This window comes from Tistrella bauzanensis, assembly GCF_014636235.1.
Classification (GTDB): Bacteria; Pseudomonadota; Alphaproteobacteria; order Tistrellales; family Tistrellaceae; genus Tistrella; species Tistrella bauzanensis.
On record NZ_BMDZ01000002.1, the window covers coordinates 1 to 14,677 of the forward strand.

Annotated in this window: 14 protein-coding genes; 7 read left to right on the forward strand and 7 right to left on the reverse strand. The window is 67.3% G+C overall.

Annotated features, from left to right (window positions below; genetic code table 11):
• Window positions 1-282 precede the first annotated feature (282 nt).
• Window positions 283-1,263, forward strand: coding sequence for a LysR family transcriptional regulator (locus IEW15_RS01135; protein ID WP_188574125.1), 981 nt, complete (start codon window positions 283-285; stop codon window positions 1,261-1,263).
• Here the strand turns inward: IEW15_RS01135 and IEW15_RS01140 are convergent.
• Together IEW15_RS01140 and IEW15_RS01145 are read right to left on the reverse strand one after the other, a co-directional pair.
• Window positions 1,179-2,123, reverse strand: a complete 945-nt coding sequence (locus tag IEW15_RS01140) for an SGNH/GDSL hydrolase family protein (RefSeq protein WP_188574126.1) — start codon at window positions 2,121-2,123, stop codon at window positions 1,179-1,181. The two genes, IEW15_RS01135 and IEW15_RS01140, sit on opposite strands and share 85 nt — an antisense overlap.
• A gap of 8 nt (window positions 2,124-2,131) precedes the next feature.
• Window positions 2,132-3,352: an OpgC family protein gene (locus IEW15_RS01145; RefSeq protein ID WP_188574127.1), complete on the reverse strand. Its 1,221-nt coding sequence runs from the start codon at window positions 3,350-3,352 to the stop codon at window positions 2,132-2,134.
• Window positions 3,353-3,755: 403 nt separating this feature from the next.
• On the opposite strand from IEW15_RS01145, the gene IEW15_RS01150 reads away from it, so the two are divergent.
• Entirely contained in the window at window positions 3,756-5,012 is a 1,257-nt protein-coding gene (locus IEW15_RS01150) for an MFS transporter (protein WP_188574128.1), read from the forward strand.
• Between the two features lie 121 nt (window positions 5,013-5,133).
• Entirely contained in the window at window positions 5,134-5,319 is a 186-nt protein-coding gene (locus tag IEW15_RS01155; RefSeq protein ID WP_188574129.1) for a hypothetical protein, read from the forward strand.
• Between the two features lie 37 nt (window positions 5,320-5,356).
• Here the strand turns inward: IEW15_RS01155 and IEW15_RS01160 are convergent, their stop codons facing one another.
• On the reverse strand, window positions 5,357-6,562 hold the full coding sequence (locus IEW15_RS01160; RefSeq protein ID WP_188574130.1) for a 3-oxoadipyl-CoA thiolase: 1,206 nt from the start codon (window positions 6,560-6,562) through the stop codon (window positions 5,357-5,359).
• 60 nt (window positions 6,563-6,622) lie between these two features.
• A complete protein-coding gene (locus IEW15_RS01165) occupies window positions 6,623-8,200 on the reverse strand; it encodes a 3-hydroxyacyl-CoA dehydrogenase (protein WP_229707729.1) in 1,578 nt (525 codons plus the stop codon).
• A gap of 385 nt (window positions 8,201-8,585) precedes the next feature.
• Between IEW15_RS01165 and IEW15_RS01170 the strand changes: the two genes are divergently transcribed.
• Together IEW15_RS01170 and IEW15_RS01175 are read left to right on the forward strand one after the other, a co-directional pair.
• Window positions 8,586-9,401, forward strand: coding sequence for an IclR family transcriptional regulator (locus IEW15_RS01170; protein WP_188574131.1), 816 nt, complete (start codon window positions 8,586-8,588; stop codon window positions 9,399-9,401).
• A 57-nt stretch (window positions 9,402-9,458) separates the two neighbouring features.
• Window positions 9,459-9,947, forward strand: coding sequence for a PaaI family thioesterase (locus IEW15_RS01175; protein ID WP_188574132.1), 489 nt, complete (start codon window positions 9,459-9,461; stop codon window positions 9,945-9,947).
• A 33-nt stretch (window positions 9,948-9,980) separates the two neighbouring features.
• Here the strand turns inward: IEW15_RS01175 and phnE are convergent, their stop codons facing one another.
• The 3 genes from phnE to phnC all read right to left on the reverse strand — a co-directional run bounded on the left by phnE (window position 9,981) and on the right by phnC (window position 12,860).
• The gene (gene phnE / locus IEW15_RS01180) at window positions 9,981-10,787 is read right to left on the reverse strand and encodes a phosphonate ABC transporter, permease protein PhnE (RefSeq protein WP_188574133.1); all 807 of its coding nucleotides are present in this window, start codon (window positions 10,785-10,787) and stop codon (window positions 9,981-9,983) included.
• Window positions 10,788-10,882: 95 nt separating this feature from the next.
• A complete protein-coding gene (phnD, locus tag IEW15_RS01185) occupies window positions 10,883-11,917 on the reverse strand; it encodes a phosphonate ABC transporter substrate-binding protein (RefSeq protein ID WP_188574134.1) in 1,035 nt (344 codons plus the stop codon).
• A gap of 82 nt (window positions 11,918-11,999) precedes the next feature.
• The gene (gene phnC / locus IEW15_RS01190) at window positions 12,000-12,860 is read right to left on the reverse strand and encodes a phosphonate ABC transporter ATP-binding protein (RefSeq protein WP_188574135.1); all 861 of its coding nucleotides are present in this window, start codon (window positions 12,858-12,860) and stop codon (window positions 12,000-12,002) included.
• 364 nt (window positions 12,861-13,224) lie between these two features.
• Here phnC and IEW15_RS01195 point away from each other — a divergent pair, with 364 nt between their 5' ends.
• Window positions 13,225-13,950, forward strand: a complete 726-nt coding sequence (locus IEW15_RS01195) for a DUF1045 domain-containing protein (protein WP_188574136.1) — start codon at window positions 13,225-13,227, stop codon at window positions 13,948-13,950.
• Between the two features lie 145 nt (window positions 13,951-14,095).
• A complete protein-coding gene (locus IEW15_RS01200) occupies window positions 14,096-14,665 on the forward strand; it encodes a DUF805 domain-containing protein (RefSeq protein WP_188574137.1) in 570 nt (189 codons plus the stop codon).
• Window positions 14,666-14,677: the final 12 nt, after the last annotated feature.

Sequence of the window (14,677 nt, forward strand, 5' to 3'; positions counted from 1 at the left end):
CATGTCCCCCTCTCAGGAACACTCATACAGACTCCACTTCGCCACCGGTCGCCAGGGCTATTCTTCAAATGCGATTCCCCTGGCGGGGCCCGGCAGAAGCGCGTGACGAATTTGGGATTCGGCCCGCTCCGGGCCACCGCGCCTGCCAATGTCGCTTTTGCCTTGGCGCATTTACCTTGGCACATTTCGCGCTGGACGATGATAATACCCAACCTGCCTGTCGTGACAGGTGGGGTGACTCGCGTCAGGACGGGTGTCCCCCCTTGTTCCAGAGGACTATCAGTGCTCGGTATCAAGCTCAGTGAAATCGCGACATTCCTGGCGGTGGCCGAGGCCGGATCGATCAATGGCGCGGCGCGGCGCCTCAACCTGACGCAGCCCGCGGTCACCCGTCAGGTCCAGCGGCTGGAAGCCGAACTTGGCCTGGTCCTGCTCGATCGCCGCAGCAAGCCACCGGTGCTGACCGCCGCCGGGCGCGACGCCATCGAACAATGCCGCCGGATTCTGGACGCCGTCGACGACCTGAAAGCACTGGGGTCGGGCGATAGCGGCACCGCTGGCCGGCTGCGCCTGGGCTTCGCCCATGGTGTGGTCGATCTGGCCGTCACCCGGCCGATCGACGACCTGCGGACGGCCTTTCCGATGGTGGCGCTGCAGATCGGCAGCGGCTGGACGGGCGAGTTGATCGATCAGGTTCGCGATGGTGCCTTGGACGCCGCCGTGGTGCTGATCGACCAGGACGACCAGCCGCCACAGGATCTCCAGGCGGTGCGGGTGGGGACCGAGCCGGTGTGGATCGTCGCCGCCGCCCATGCGACACCAGCGGGGCTGATCCTGAACGACACGGGCGGCGATGCCGCCCATCCGCTGCCGGTCGAGGCGCTGATGAAGGCAAGCTGGGTGCTTAACCCGGAAGGGTGCGGCTATCACATGGTCATCCAGCGCCATCTGGAGCGGATGGGTGGCCGGTTGAAGGTCGCCGCCGAGGTGCTGGGCCCCGACATCCAACTGTCGTTGATCGCACGCGGCGTGGGGCTGGGGCTGGTACCCGGCCGGCGCGTGGCACAAAGCGCAGCGGCAAGCGACCTGCGTCAGTTGAATGTCGAGGGCCTGAACCTGTCGCTGGCGGTGTGGGTCTTGCGATCATCCCTGTCCAGCCGGCTCAGTCCGGCCATCGATCATCTGGCGGCTTCCCTCGCCATCCTCTGGTCGGAACCGGCTGGCAATGCCGGCGCGGACACTGTGGCCGACGCCGATGCCTGACCAGCCGATGCCTGGCCAACCGCGCGGGCGATCGCCGACCCCAACGCCCGGGCGATACAGGCATAACCGATGGTGTTCAGGTGGAACCGGTCGGTGAACAACAGGTCGGGCGACGGATTGGCACGATCATTCTCCCATGCGGTCATCAGATCGAAGCGGGAATAGAGCGGCGTCGCCGTTTCCGTGGCCAGCCGCCGCATCAGGGCCACATAGGCCGCATAGGTCTCGGGGTCGCGGGCGCCGGGATAAACCTGAAGATCCATCAGCAGCGCATCGGCGCCATGGGTGCGGATGCGCGCCAGCCCGTCACGCACCTCGCCTGCGAACCTGACACGATCGACGGCACGCAGCGCGTCATTCGTGCCGGCCTGCCAGATCACCAGATCGGGCCGGTTGTCGGCCAGAAGCTTGTCCAGCCGCGCCAACTGATCGGCCGCGATCTCGCCACCGACGCCGGCATTGATCACCTGAATGCGGCTGTCGGGGTAGCGGCGCGCCAGATCGCGCTCCAACCGGAACGGATAGCTCGCCTCGGGCCGCGGCGCGCCATAGCCCTGGGTGGAGGATGACCCGATCGCCAGGATCACCAGCGGTCCGCCCTCGGCCAGACGCTGGCGGGTGTGCGGCAAGGGCGCGCGATCGCCCGGCCCGCCGATCGGCGGGCCGTCGCCCGGCACCGGGCAAACGCCGGCGATCTGGCCGTCCAATCGGTTGCCGAACTGGCGCGCATCTTCCTGTCGCTCGGGTTCCCGGACGTCGGATGGCTCCGCGGTCGGGGCCGCGGCGCCTGTCACAGACGGCACCGCCGCCATGCCCAGAACCAGCATGGCGGCGGCCACGTGCCGATAACACTGAACCATCAAGGACATCACGCGCCGATGGGGCCAAGGCCGTGGGTCGCCGCCGGCTGCGACCGCATGGTCGCGGGCTGGGGTGACGCAACCGGGCGCGGCAGACCGGCCTTCGGCGCGCCAGCGGGCGTGACGGCAGGCTTGGCGGCGGCACGGCGCTTCAACCATTCCAGGCTCCCGGCAAGAACGACCAGTGCGACGAGACCGGAGAGCACCAATACCATATCCAGCATCCAGCCTCCACCGAGCGGCTCGCGGATGAGCTGCGCGCCCACGGCCAGCACCGAGCCGGTGGCGAAGACCGGCAGACCCTGACGGCCCATGATCGCGAAGGGGTTGCCGGCGCCGAAGCTGCGCAGCCGCGCGCCCAGCGGCGAATAGGCGACCACATAGACCATGGCCAGCATGTGCAGGATGCGCGGCAGGGTCGCGAAGGTCTTGTCCTGGCCATACAGGAAGAACGGGATCGGCAGCATGCCGGGCTCAGGATAGAAGGCGGCCAGCTTCATCGCCAGCGACACCACCAGCCAGGCCACCGCCAGCCACCAGATCCAGGCACGATAGGGCACGATCTGTGCGCGGCCCATGATACCGGCACCGACCGTGAAGCCGATCGCGAACACGAACTGCCAGGCCAGGGGATTGAAGAACCAGCCGCCGTCATTCGGCCATTGTGGCGCGTTCAGGCCGGTGATGTTGGCGATGGCCCAGACGGTCGCCGACGCGGCCAGCATCGCGCCGACACTGGCACGCGCGATCAGCATCATCACCGGCAGCATCAGCATGAAGCAGATATACATCGGCAGAATATTGAAATAGCCGGGCTGGTGGGTCAGCGCGACCAGGCCGATCAGCGCTTGCGCCGGATCCTTGAAAACGGCGCCCAGATTGATCCAGTCCAGCTTGTCGGGGTTCAGCGTCAGGCTGGCGGTCAGCGCCACCATTGCCGCCACCACCACGATGCAGAACAGATGCACCACATAAAGGTCGAAGCCGCGCTTCGCGGCCCGGGCCGCGGCCGTCCACGGCTGACCGGTCGTGAATTTGCGGAAATAGGCCAAAGCCGCGGCAAGACCGGCCAGGAACACGAACATCTCGGTCGCGTCAGACAGACCGAAATTGCGAATGGTCAACTGGTCCAGAGGATTGCCCGGCACGTGGTCGATAAAGATCGTGGCCAGGGCAAGGCCCCGCACCGTATCGATCTCATCCAGTCGCCCACGCCTGATCGCGCCCATTGGTCCGTGTCCTTGGTGATTGTGCCACGCTGCTTTATCAGCAACACCATTGAAGCGCCCGGGCCATCATCACGAACAGGGGCATATTGTGGATCACCCGGGGCAAATCCGGGGCAGACCGTGGTCACAGCGCCCGCGAGGGCCGCTGATCCATGTCGATCCGGTAATGATCATTATGTTCATTATGCATTGGAAACATGATCTGTTTCGGCATTATGCTCTCCTTGTGTTCCCGGTATGGTTGACTTCATCCCCGCCACGACGCTCTCCCAAGGGGCGGTGTGGCGGGGATTTTTCCCTCCGGAAACCTCAACTTATGCGCAATATTCAAGCCAATGATACACGCTAGGATGCAATGGCCGGTGATCGTGATGCGACCGCCCCAGTATCGCCACCGGCGACGATGCCGACACCATCGAGGCCAAAGCTGGACCATACCGCCCGCACGGTGCTGATCGCGGCAGCACTGGTGGTGACCATCTCGATGGGCGTCCGCCAGGCCTTTGGCGTGTTTCTGACCCCGGTGGTTCAGGAACTGGGCATCGGGCGCGAGGTTTTCGGCTTTGCGATCGCGCTGCAGAACCTGTTGTTCGGGCTGATCCAGCCGTTCATCGGCATGATCGCCGACCGGTTCGGCCCGTCGCGCGTGGTGGTGGCCGGCACCGTCGCTTATGTGGCCGGTCTGGTGTTCGCCGCCTCGACCGCCGATCCGACCGGGCTGCTGGTCACATTGGGAATTGCCGTCGGCATCGGCCTTGCCGGAACCAGTTTTGTGGTGGTTCTGGGCGCCGTGGGCCGGGTGGTGCCGGAAGCACGCCGCCCGCAATGCTTCGCGCTGGTCACCGCCGGCGGTTCGCTCGGCATGTTCGCGGTGGTGCCCGGGGCCTATGCCATGCTCGACGCCTTCGGCTGGCGCGATGCCATTCTGCTGCTGGCGCTGGTGGCGAGCACCATGATCGCCTTTGGCTTCGCGCTCGACGGCAGCCGCCGCCGCGACCGTCTGTCCGCCACCGCGGGCAGCCCTTCCCCGGCTCAGCCAGCCGGCGCGGTGTCGCTGTCGCAGGCGATGACCGAGGCCCGAGGCAGCGGCAGTTTCTGGCTGTTGAGCCTGGGCTTCGGCGTCTGCGGCTTCCAGATCACCTTCATCGGCACCCATCTGCCGGCCTATGTGGGCGATGTCGGCGTCGCCGGCTGGGTCGCCGCCTGGGCGCTGGGGCTGATCGGCGCCTGCAACATCGCCGGCGCCTATATCATCGGCAGCCTGGGCAGCCGGTATCGCAGCCGGAACGTTCTGGTCGTGGTCTATGCGCTGCGGACGGCTTTCGTGCTGGCCGTGGTGCTGCTGCCGCCATCGCCGGCGGTCATTCTGGCCTTTGCCGCCTGTTTCGGCTTCACCTGGCTCGGCACCATTCCGCTCACCAGCAGTCTGGTCGCGCGGATCTTCGGCCCTCGCTATCTCTCCACCCTCTATGGCATCGTGTTTCTCAGCCATCAGGTCGGCGCCTTTCTGGGCGCCTGGGGTGGCGGTTATATCTATGACCTTCTGGGGTCTTACGATGCCGTCTGGATGGCCATGGCCGGGCTGTCGGCCGTGGCCGCCATCATCCACCTGCCGATTTCGGACCGGCCGGTGGTTCATGCGGCAGCAAAGGCCACATGAACCGCCGGCCGAAACCGGTTAGGATCATGCGTCACCACGTCGCGCGTCACAGCGCGCCATCGGAGGGACCGGCATGAGTGCTCAACCGTCACACGTCGCCGCCATCTCCCGCCGGACGGACATGTCCCCGGCTGTCGAAGGGTCTCCGCGTGCCGATGGTGCGCCGGCCGATGATGCCCCGGCGCCGGCCTGGCTGCCCTATGCCGTGGCCGGTGCGCTGGGGCTGGTCCTCGCCGTCGCCCTCTATGGCTGGGGCCGATATGCGGCCCTGATCTCGATGGACTGGGTCACGATGCTCTGTGGGTGAACGGCCGCCCCGCAGAGGGTGACCGTCGCCCCGCGGATCAGCAACGCTCGATGATCAGCGCGATGCCCTGGCCGATGCCGATGCACATCGACACGGCGGCATAGCGCCCGCCACGCCGCTCCAACTCGCGCAGGGCCGTCAGGGTCAGCCGCGTGCCCGAGGCACCCAAGGGGTGGCCGGTCGCGATCGCGCCGCCATTCGGGTTCACCCGCCTGTCGTCGAAGGCGATGTCCATCTGCTTAAGGCAGCCCAGAACCTGGGTGGCGAAGGCCTCGTTGATCTCGATCACGTCCAGATCGTCCAGCGACAGTCCGGCGCGCGCCAGCGCCTTCTGCATCGCCGGCACCGGCCCCAGCCCCATCACCCGCGGCGCCACCCCGGCCACCGCCGCCGAGACGATCCGCGCCCGCGGCTTCAGCCCGAAACGCCCGCCGGCAGCTTCGGTCCCCAGCAGCAGCGCGCCCGCGCCATCATTGATGCCCGACGCATTGCCGGCCGTCACCACACCGTCCGCCGCCAACGGCCGCAGCTTGCCAAGCGCTGCCAGATCGCTGGCCGGCCGGGGGTGTTCGTCGGCTGCCACCGCACGCGGCGGCGCCTTGCGGCCCTGATCCACCGAAATGGCGGTGATCTCGTCGTCATAGAAGCCGGCCACGCGCGCCGTCTCATAGCCGGCCTGCGAGCGCGCCGCGAAGATGTCGCTGTCCTCGCGGCCGATGCCCAGATCACGCGCGATGTTGTCGGCGGTCTCGGGCATGGTGTCGCCCCCATAGGCGGCGATCAGTTTCGGGTTGGGGAACCGGGCGCCGATGGCGCTGTCATAGACCTTGAAATCACGGCCGAAGGCCTGCTCCGATTTGGCGACCACGAAGGGGGCGCGGGTCATCGATTCCACCCCGCCCGCGATCATCAGGTCGCCATCGCCCAGCCGGATCGCGCGCGCGGCATCGATCACCGCCGCCATGCCGCTGCCACACAGCCGGTTGACGGTCTGGCCGGCCACCTCGATCGGCAGCCCCGCCAGCAGGGCGCCATGGCGGGCGACATTGCGGGCATCCTCGCCGGCCTGACAGGCGCAGCCGGCGATGACATCCTCGATCGCGGTCGGATCGATGCCGGTGCGCGCGATCAGCGCCCGGATCACCTGCCCCAGCAGATCATCGGGGCGGATATTGGCGAGCGCGCCGCCCTGGCGACCGAAGGGGCTGCGCACACCGTCGAAGATAAAGGCCTGATCGGACATCGGGGGCATGGCTCCTGCTGGCGGAATGAACGAGGGATCGGCAGTACGCATTGTACAATGTCAGGCTTCGTCGTGGGTGAGCGACAGGCCCAGCCGCGCGCGACGCGACAACCACGGGCTGGGCCGGTAGCGCGGATCACCGGTGGCGCCGAACAGACCCTCCAGCACCGTCAGCACATGCAACGGCCCCAGCCGGTCGCCCAGTGCCAGCGGCCCGGTGGGATAGCCCAGCCCCATTTCCACCGCCGGATCGATATCGCAGGGCGCCGCGATGCGCATCTGGGCAATCTCGCAGCCGACATTGATGATCTGGGCGGTGATGCGTTGGGCCACGAAGCCCACGCTGTCGCGAATACGCGTGACCGCGACATCGCCGGTGCTCAGCCGCACCGCCATGCCCTCGGCCAGTGCCGGATCGGTGGCGGGCGAGGTCATCAGGGTCAGCCGCCGGCCGACACCGAACATCGGATCCAGCGCCATCGCCCGGCGCGGGTCGACATCATGGGCCAGCGCGGCGCCGGTGCAGTCCTGGCCCAGCGGCAGCAGCAGCGCGATGCTCGATGGCTGCGGCCGCGCGCCCGCATCCACCTGAAGGCCGGCCTGTGCCACCAGTGTCTGCACCTCGCCGCGCCAGCGCGGATCGGCGGCAGGGCCGACCCAGATCGGGGCGTCGACAGCGGCACCGGCGCGCGGGTCCGGCTCCGGATCGGGCTCGATCCGCGCGCGCCCGTTCTCGTAGACATAGAACCCGGCGCCGGTCTTGCGGCCCAGCAGGCCCGACTCCATCCGGTTGCGGCCGATCGGCGACGGCCGGAAGCGCGGCTCCTGAAAGAACTGGTTGTAGATCGATTCCATCACCGGCTGCGAGACGTCGAGCCCCACCAGATCGAACAGCTCGAACGGCCCCATCCTGAAGCCAGCGGCATCGCGCATGATCCGGTCGATATCTACCGGTCGGGCGACGCCGTCCTGAAGGATGCGCAGCGCCTCGACCCCGAAGCCGCGGCCGGCATGATTGACCAGAAAGCCGGGGCTGTCGGCGACATTGGCCGCCCGATGGCCGGTGCGGCCGGCAAGGGCGGTCAGCGCCGCCGTCACCCAGGGGGCCGTGCGGGCACCCGCCACCACCTCGACGATCTTCATCACCGGCACCGGGTTGAAGAAATGGAAGCCGGCCACCCGTTCGGGCACGGCACAGCCGGCGGCGATCGCCGTCACCGACAGCGACGACGTATTGGAGGCAAGGATACAATCCGGGCCGACTGCCGGCTCCAGGCCGCTGAACAGGCGGCGCTTGACGTCCAGCGCCTCGACGATCGCCTCGACCACCAGATCGACGCCCGCAAAGGCCTCGGGCTCGGCACGCACGATGACCAGCCGGTCGAGCGTCGCCACGCGATGGGCCTCGTCGCACTGGCCCTTGGCGATCTTGCGTGCCAGCATGTCGGCGATGAAGCCGCGTGCGGCTTCGGCCGCCCCGGGATTGGCATCGGCCAGACGCACCACGACCCCGGCTTCGGCCAGAACCTGGGCGATGCCGCGGCCCATCGATCCGGTGCCGATAACGCCGGCCATGCCGATCGGGCGGCCGGTCTGACCGGATGCCGATGACGGGGAAGATGGCATTGCGGGGGGCATGGCAGGTCACTCCGGTGGTGGCCGCAGCATCATTTCCGCACTGCGGACCCTAATTCCATCACATTGACGGCGAGGTTAGGCAGTGTCAGATTGGCCTGCAACCGCAATCCGTATGCGCGCGCATTCGCGGAATTTGACGGCCATGGCGACGTTCCTGTGCGAATAGGTCGGCCCTGTGCGAATAGGTCGGCCCTGTGCGAATAGGTCGGCCCTGTGCGAATAGATCGGCCCTGTGCGAATAGATCGGCCCTGTGCGAATAGATCGGCCCTGTGCGAATAGATCGGCCCTGTGCGAATAGATCGGCGCGCGCAGCGCGGCAGGCGGGGGGTTATAAATCCGGCGACCGACCGGAGACGCCCCGGGGAGGAAAAGTGGGAGACTGGCATGCGGAAACGTGCCGAGATCGAGCCGATCGCGGAGCTCGACCCGGAAGAAGCCTCACGCGATCGGAATTTCGTCACGGCGCTGGCGCGCGGGCTGGAGGTGCTCCGCGCCTTCCGGGTCGGCAATCAGCCGATGGGCAATCAGGAACTGGCCGAGATCACCGGCCTGCCCAAGCCCACAGTGTCGCGCCTGACCTATACCCTGACCCGGCTGGGCTATCTGTCCTATAACGAGCGGATCGGCAAATACCGGTTGGGCTCGGCGGTGCTGACCCTGGGCTACAGCATGCTCGCCGGATTGACGGTGCGCGAGATCGCCCGGCCGATGCTGCAGGAGATCGCCGATTATTCCGGCGTGTCGGCGGCACTGGGCGACCGTGACCGGCTGAACGTGCTCTATGTGGAATGCTGCCGCGCCGACACCGCGGTGACGCTGCGGCTGGATGTGGGATCGCGCATCCCGATCGCCACCAGCGCCATCGGCCGGGCCTTTCTGGCTGGCCTGCCGGAAAACGAGCGCGGCTTTCTGATGGAACACATCCAGCGCCGCAGCGGCGCCGATTGGCCCAGGATCGAGGACGGCATCAAACAGGCGGTCGACGAGATCGAGGCGCGCGGCTTCTGCACCTCGATCGGTGAATGGACCACCGGCGTCAATGCCGTGGGCGTGCCCGTCCGCCGCCCATCCGGCGGGCTGATGGCGATCAATTGCGGCGGCCCCAGCTTCATCGTGCATCGCGAGCGGATCGAGAAGGATATCGGGCCGCGGCTGGTGCGCATCGCTCAGCAGATCGAGGCATCGCTGGTGCGCCGCTGACCCCCTGCCCTATCCCGACGACACCGCCCACACCTCAACCGGAGCCAGAGCCCGACCATGTCCGGACGCCCGACGATTTTCTCGCCCGCCGCATCACCCGATGCGGTGGAACTGGCCGCCATTCTGGCCGAGGGCGAGCCGCCGGGCGCCTATAACGGATTGATCGGCACCCGCCTGATGCGCTGGCAGCCCGACTATGCCGAGGTGACGCTGATGCTCGGTCCCCAGCACATGAACCGCGCCGGCGTGCCCCATGGCGGCGTCATCGCCTCGCTGCTCGACAGCGCCTGCGGCTATGCCGGCAATTACTGCGCCGACCCTGAGCGGGCGCGCTATTGCGTCACCCTGTCGCTGACCATCGGCTTCATCGGCCAGACCCGCGGCCGGCAGTTGACGGCACGCGGGCGGGTGATGGGCGGCGGTCGCAAGATCTTCATGGTGACGGGCGAGGTCTCGGACGAACACGGCGCCCTGATCGCCTCGGCCCAGGGCACCTTCCGCTATCGTGGCGGCAGCGAGGATGCCGCAGGCCAGCCGCGCCGCTGATGCGCAGCACAGCCGGCCGGATCCCGAGCCCGGTCAGATGAAGACCTTGCGCAGCCAGCCCGAGACGACGTCGATCAGGCTGACCATCACGATGACCATGATCATCACCGCACAGGTCTCGGCGAAATAGAAGCCACGGATGGCCTCCCACAACACCACACCGATACCGCCGGCGCCGACCATGCCGACCACGGTGGCCGAACGGACATTCGACTCGAACCGATACAGCGAGAACGAGATCCACAGCGGCAGCACCTGCGGGATCACGCCATAGATCACCTCGGCCAGCGGCCCGGCGCCGGTGGCGCGGATGCCTTCAACCGGGCGCGGATCGATCGCCTCGACCGCTTCGGAAAACAGCTTGGCCAGAACGCCGGTGGTGTGGACGAACAATGCCATCGCCCCGGCGAACGGCCCCAGGCCGACCGCCACCACGAACAGCATCGCGAACACCATCTCGTTGATCGCCCGCAGCGCGTCCATCAGCCGGCGCACCGGCTGCACGACCCAGATCGGCGCCACGTTGGATGACGACAGGATGCCGAAGGGAATGGCGAACACCACCGCAAGCGCCGTTCCCCAGACCGCGATCTGCATAGTGACGAGCAGTTCGCTGAGATAGAACTGCCAATCGGTGAAGTTCGGCGGGAAGAAGTCGGCGCCGAACTCCCGCATATTGCCGGCATCGCGGAACAGTTCGAGCGGCCGCATCTCGGCGCCGTCCCACGACCAGACCAGCAGGGCCGCAAGCAGGCCATAGGTGAGATAACGCAGCAGCGAGCCCTTGATGTCACGCGGCGGCGTGATGCTCGGCGTGCGGGGCTGGGCCAGATCGGTCATGGTCGGTCGGACCTTCGGGAAAAAGGACGGATCAGGGGGCAGACAAGACGAAGGCCGGCGGCACCAGGGCGCCGCCGGCCTGATCGCAGGCGGGATCAGGAGGCCTTGGCGGCCTTCTCGATCTCGGCGGCGCGCTTGTTCAGCACGTCGAGCTGCGCATCGATCTCGGCGATCTTCTTCGCCTTCTCGTCTGCGGCCATGCCCTCGTCGGCGGTGAGCTTCGCCTTGGTGCGGAACAGCTCCAGCTGGCGGATCGGGACCAGCTGATCATTGCTGCTGTCGCGGAACGGCGCCCAGGTGAGGCCGGCCAGAACCGCCTTCTCCTTCTCGACCTCGGGCCCTTCGACGCCATAGGTCATGAAGAAGCTCTTGATCTTGGTCTTGGCATCTTCCGGCAGATTGGTGCGCCAGACGATCGGATCGGCGGGGATCAGCGGCGACTTCCAGATCGCCTTGATCTGCTTGGCCTTCTCGGGGAAGGTCTTTTCCAGGCGGGCGAGGTTCTCGGTGTTGTTGGTCGCGACATCGACCTGGCCGTTGGCGACCGCCAGGGCGTTGGTCTCGTGATTGGCGCTGAGCGTGCGCTTGAAGGCGGTGCGGGCGTCGACATTGTTCTGGGCGAAGACGTAATAGCTCGGCACCAGGAAGCCCGAGGTGGAGTTGGGATCGCCATTCGCGAAGGTCAGATCCTTGGCCTTGGCCAGGAAGTCGTCGAGATTGTTCAGGTCGGTGCGGTCGGCCTGGGTGATCAGCAGCGACCAGTAGCCGGGCGAGCCATCGGCGGCCACCGTCTGCGCGAAGATCTCGCCGCCGGCGCGATCGACCGCTTCCATCGCCGACTTGTTGCCGAACCAGGCGACATCGACCTTGTCGAAACGCATGCCCTGGATGATGCCGGCATAGTCGGGGGCGAAGAAGGCCTTCACCTCGACGCCCAGCTTGGCGCTCATATCCGCCAGGAACGGATCCCACATCGTCCGCAGGTTCTGCGACGACTCGGTCGAGATGATGCCGAAGTTGATCTGGTCCATCGACGAGATCTTGAGATCGTCGGCGGCAACGGCCGGCAGGGCGGTGCCGATGGCAACCGCCGCCGCCGCGGCGGCAAGGCTCAGGCGCTTCAGGAACATGGGTGCGTGCCTTCCGTGGAGTGTGACGCAAGCGCGTGCGAGCGGTCGCAGAGGATGTGCTCCCGACCGGTGGTTCGAAAATTCAGGATGCGGCGAGCGCGCGAAGCGCGGCCGGTTCGGCGCCCAGGGGCTGCGGCGCAGCCGGGCGGTCCGGCAGGCCGATATCCTCGACCTCGGTGCCATAGAGGCTGGCCAGCAGGTCGGTGGTCAGGGCAGCGCTCGGGCCGTCATAGATCAGCCGGCCCTTGGCCAGCGCGATGACCCGCGGGCAGTATTTCAGGGCGTAATCGACCTGATGCAGCGACACCACCACGGTGGTGCCATCCTCGGCATTGATCCGCGCCAGCGTATCCATCACCCGTTTGGCGCTTTCCGGATCGAGCGAGGCGATCGGCTCGTCGGCCATGATCACCTCGGCCTGCTGGACCAGCGCGCGGGCGATCGCCGCGCGCTGCTGCTGGCCGCCGGACAGGGTGGATGCGCGGCGATGCGCCCATTCGGCGATGCCGACCCGGTCGAGCGCCGCCAGCGCCCGCAGTTGATCGACCCGCCGGAAGCGGCCGGTGATCACCCGCCACAGCGGCAATGTGCCGAGCGTGCCGGTGAGGACATTGGTGATGACGCTGAGCCGGCCGACCAGATTGAACTGCTGGAACACCACGCCGATCCGGGCGCGACGGCTGCGGATGTCGCGGGCGATGCGGCCATTCTGCTGAACGCTGCCGCCCAGCACGCGGATGGCGCCGCCATCGTTGCGGTCGCAGGCGATCAGCCCCGACAGATGCCGCATCAGTGTCGACTTTCCCGATCCGGACGCCCCGATCAGGGCCACCATCTCACCCCGGCCGATCTCGAAGCTCACCGCATCAAGTGCGCGGTGGCCACGAAAGGTCTTGGTCAGGCGCGCCACCTTGATGGCGGGTCCGCTTGCCGCATCGGTCATTGCCGATCTGCCCTCCGAAAGTCTGGATCAGGGCCGGTCGATCGCGCGGTCACCAGGTGACACGGGCATCTGCCCCTGAGACAGCACCGCTCATCGTCCTGGCGCTGCCCGTTCTCCGCCCCCGGCGGCCGGCGATCCGGCCCCGTTGCCCACTGATTACCCGTGGTCGATGACGCTTTGGTGACGGCACCATAAAGCATTGATGAAGGGGCGGTGGCCATGGCATGAGGGGGAGCATGGCGGTCGCCTTCCTAGACAAATCCTTGAGATACATCCGGTATTCCGGATGTCAGCGCCGGGATGTCGAAGGTGCGGTCCGTAAAACCCGCCCTCCGCCCCACCCGCCGTACCAAGGTGATGCCTGATGACACCGTTTCACCGCGCCGCGATCTATTTCATGCCGTCCGTCACAACACCGCTCGGCCGGTTCGGCGCAAGCTGGCTGGGGCGTGATGCGGAAGGCGGGCCGGTGGCGGCGCGGCCGCCTGTGCCGGGCCTGGACGATGCAGCACTTCACCGGCTGACCGCCGAACCACGGCGCTATGGCTTTCACGCCACACTCAGAGCGCCGTTCATGGCCGCGGACGTGCTCGACGCTCAAGCGCTGGCCACCGCCATCCGGCGGTTGGCGGCGACGCTGGCACCGGTGACGCTGGATGACGGCCTGTCCGTGCGGCGGATCGGCAGCTTCCTGGCGCTGGTGCCGGCCTCGCCTTCATCGGCACTGACCGAGCTCGCCGCCGCCATCGTCGCCGGCACCGACGATCTGCGCCGGCCATTATCGGCCGACGACCGTGCCCGCCGGATCGCCCGTGGCCGGCTGGATGCCCGCCACACCGCCCTGCTCGACCGCTGGGGCTATCCTTACGTGATGGACGCCTTCCGCTTCCACATGACCCTGACCGGCCCGCTCACCGATATGGCCGGGGCCGAGGCCGTCGAAGAGGCGCTGCCCGGCCTGGCGCGCCGGGCGGGTGCCACGGGGGCGTCTGTGATCATCGATCGGATCGCGATCGCGGTGGAGCCTGCACCGGGTGCCGCATTCAGGCTCCATCTGCAGATCCCGCTCGGCCATCCAACCGAGGGGTGACGACAAAATCCGCAGTTGAATGCCGGCAGGGTTGAAGACGGCATCGGCGGGTGACATGCTGACGTGACATCGGTCGACGCGGTCGCATGCAGGCCCGCCCACCCGGCGACCCGACCCACCGCCCGGACGAAAGCTGCATCAGACAATGCGTGGCAGGATCATCGGCTTCGACAGCCGCACCGGCACCGGCGCCCTGGAGGGTGAGGACGGCAACCGCTATGAATTCGCGGGCGCCGAATGGCGCAGCGACGGCCATCCCGCCGCCGGCTTCCAGGTCGATTTCAGCCCGGATGGCCATCTGGCCGTGGCGATCTTCCCGGTCTATGACCCGGCCGACGTCAGCGGCGATTTCTCGTGGCGGCGGTTTTTCCTGTCGTTCAGTGGCCGCACCAACCGCAAGCCTTATTGGCTGTATTACGTGCTGCCGGTCACCGTCATCAGCCTGCTGCTGATCCCGGTCGACATGGTGCTCGGCACTTATAGCGGTGACGGCAATGTCGGGTTGCTGGGCTCGCTGTTCTCGCTCGCCTGCCTGTGGCCGACCTTCGCGATCGGCGCCCGGCGCTGCCACGACCGGGGCCGCAGCGGCTGGTTTCAGCTAATCATCCTGATCCCGCTGATCGGCGCGATCTGGCTGCTGGTGGAACTGGGCTTCCTGCGTGGCACACACGGTCCCAACCGCTTCGGGCCCGATCCGCTTGGCGGCCGGGCCTGAGGCCACGAGCAT

What these genes read in the sequence shown, in the direction of transcription:
- IEW15_RS01200 (WP_188574137.1), top strand. Translation starts at nt 14,096, where the DNA reads ATGCGTGGCAGGATCATCGGCTTCGACAGCCGCACCGGCACCGGCGCC.
- phnE (WP_188574133.1), bottom strand. Translation starts at nt 10,787, where the DNA reads ATGACCGATCTGGCCCAGCCCCGCACGCCGAGCATCACGCCGCCGCGT.
- IEW15_RS01145 (WP_188574127.1), bottom strand. Translation starts at nt 3,352, where the DNA reads ATGGGCGCGATCAGGCGTGGGCGACTGGATGAGATCGATACGGTGCGG.
- IEW15_RS01140 (WP_188574126.1), bottom strand. Translation starts at nt 2,123, where the DNA reads ATGGTTCAGTGTTATCGGCACGTGGCCGCCGCCATGCTGGTTCTGGGC.
- IEW15_RS01165 (WP_229707729.1), bottom strand. Translation starts at nt 8,200, where the DNA reads ATGCCCCCCGCAATGCCATCTTCCCCGTCATCGGCATCCGGTCAGACC.
- phnC (WP_188574135.1), bottom strand. Translation starts at nt 12,860, where the DNA reads ATGACCGATGCGGCAAGCGGACCCGCCATCAAGGTGGCGCGCCTGACC.
- IEW15_RS01155 (WP_188574129.1), top strand. Translation starts at nt 5,134, where the DNA reads ATGTCCCCGGCTGTCGAAGGGTCTCCGCGTGCCGATGGTGCGCCGGCC.
- IEW15_RS01160 (WP_188574130.1), bottom strand. Translation starts at nt 6,562, where the DNA reads ATGTCCGATCAGGCCTTTATCTTCGACGGTGTGCGCAGCCCCTTCGGT.
- phnD (WP_188574134.1), bottom strand. Translation starts at nt 11,917, where the DNA reads ATGTTCCTGAAGCGCCTGAGCCTTGCCGCCGCGGCGGCGGCGGTTGCC.
- IEW15_RS01175 (WP_188574132.1), top strand. Translation starts at nt 9,459, where the DNA reads ATGTCCGGACGCCCGACGATTTTCTCGCCCGCCGCATCACCCGATGCG.
- IEW15_RS01170 (WP_188574131.1), top strand. Translation starts at nt 8,586, where the DNA reads ATGCGGAAACGTGCCGAGATCGAGCCGATCGCGGAGCTCGACCCGGAA.
- IEW15_RS01195 (WP_188574136.1), top strand. Translation starts at nt 13,225, where the DNA reads ATGACACCGTTTCACCGCGCCGCGATCTATTTCATGCCGTCCGTCACA.
- IEW15_RS01150 (WP_188574128.1), top strand. Translation starts at nt 3,756, where the DNA reads ATGCCGACACCATCGAGGCCAAAGCTGGACCATACCGCCCGCACGGTG.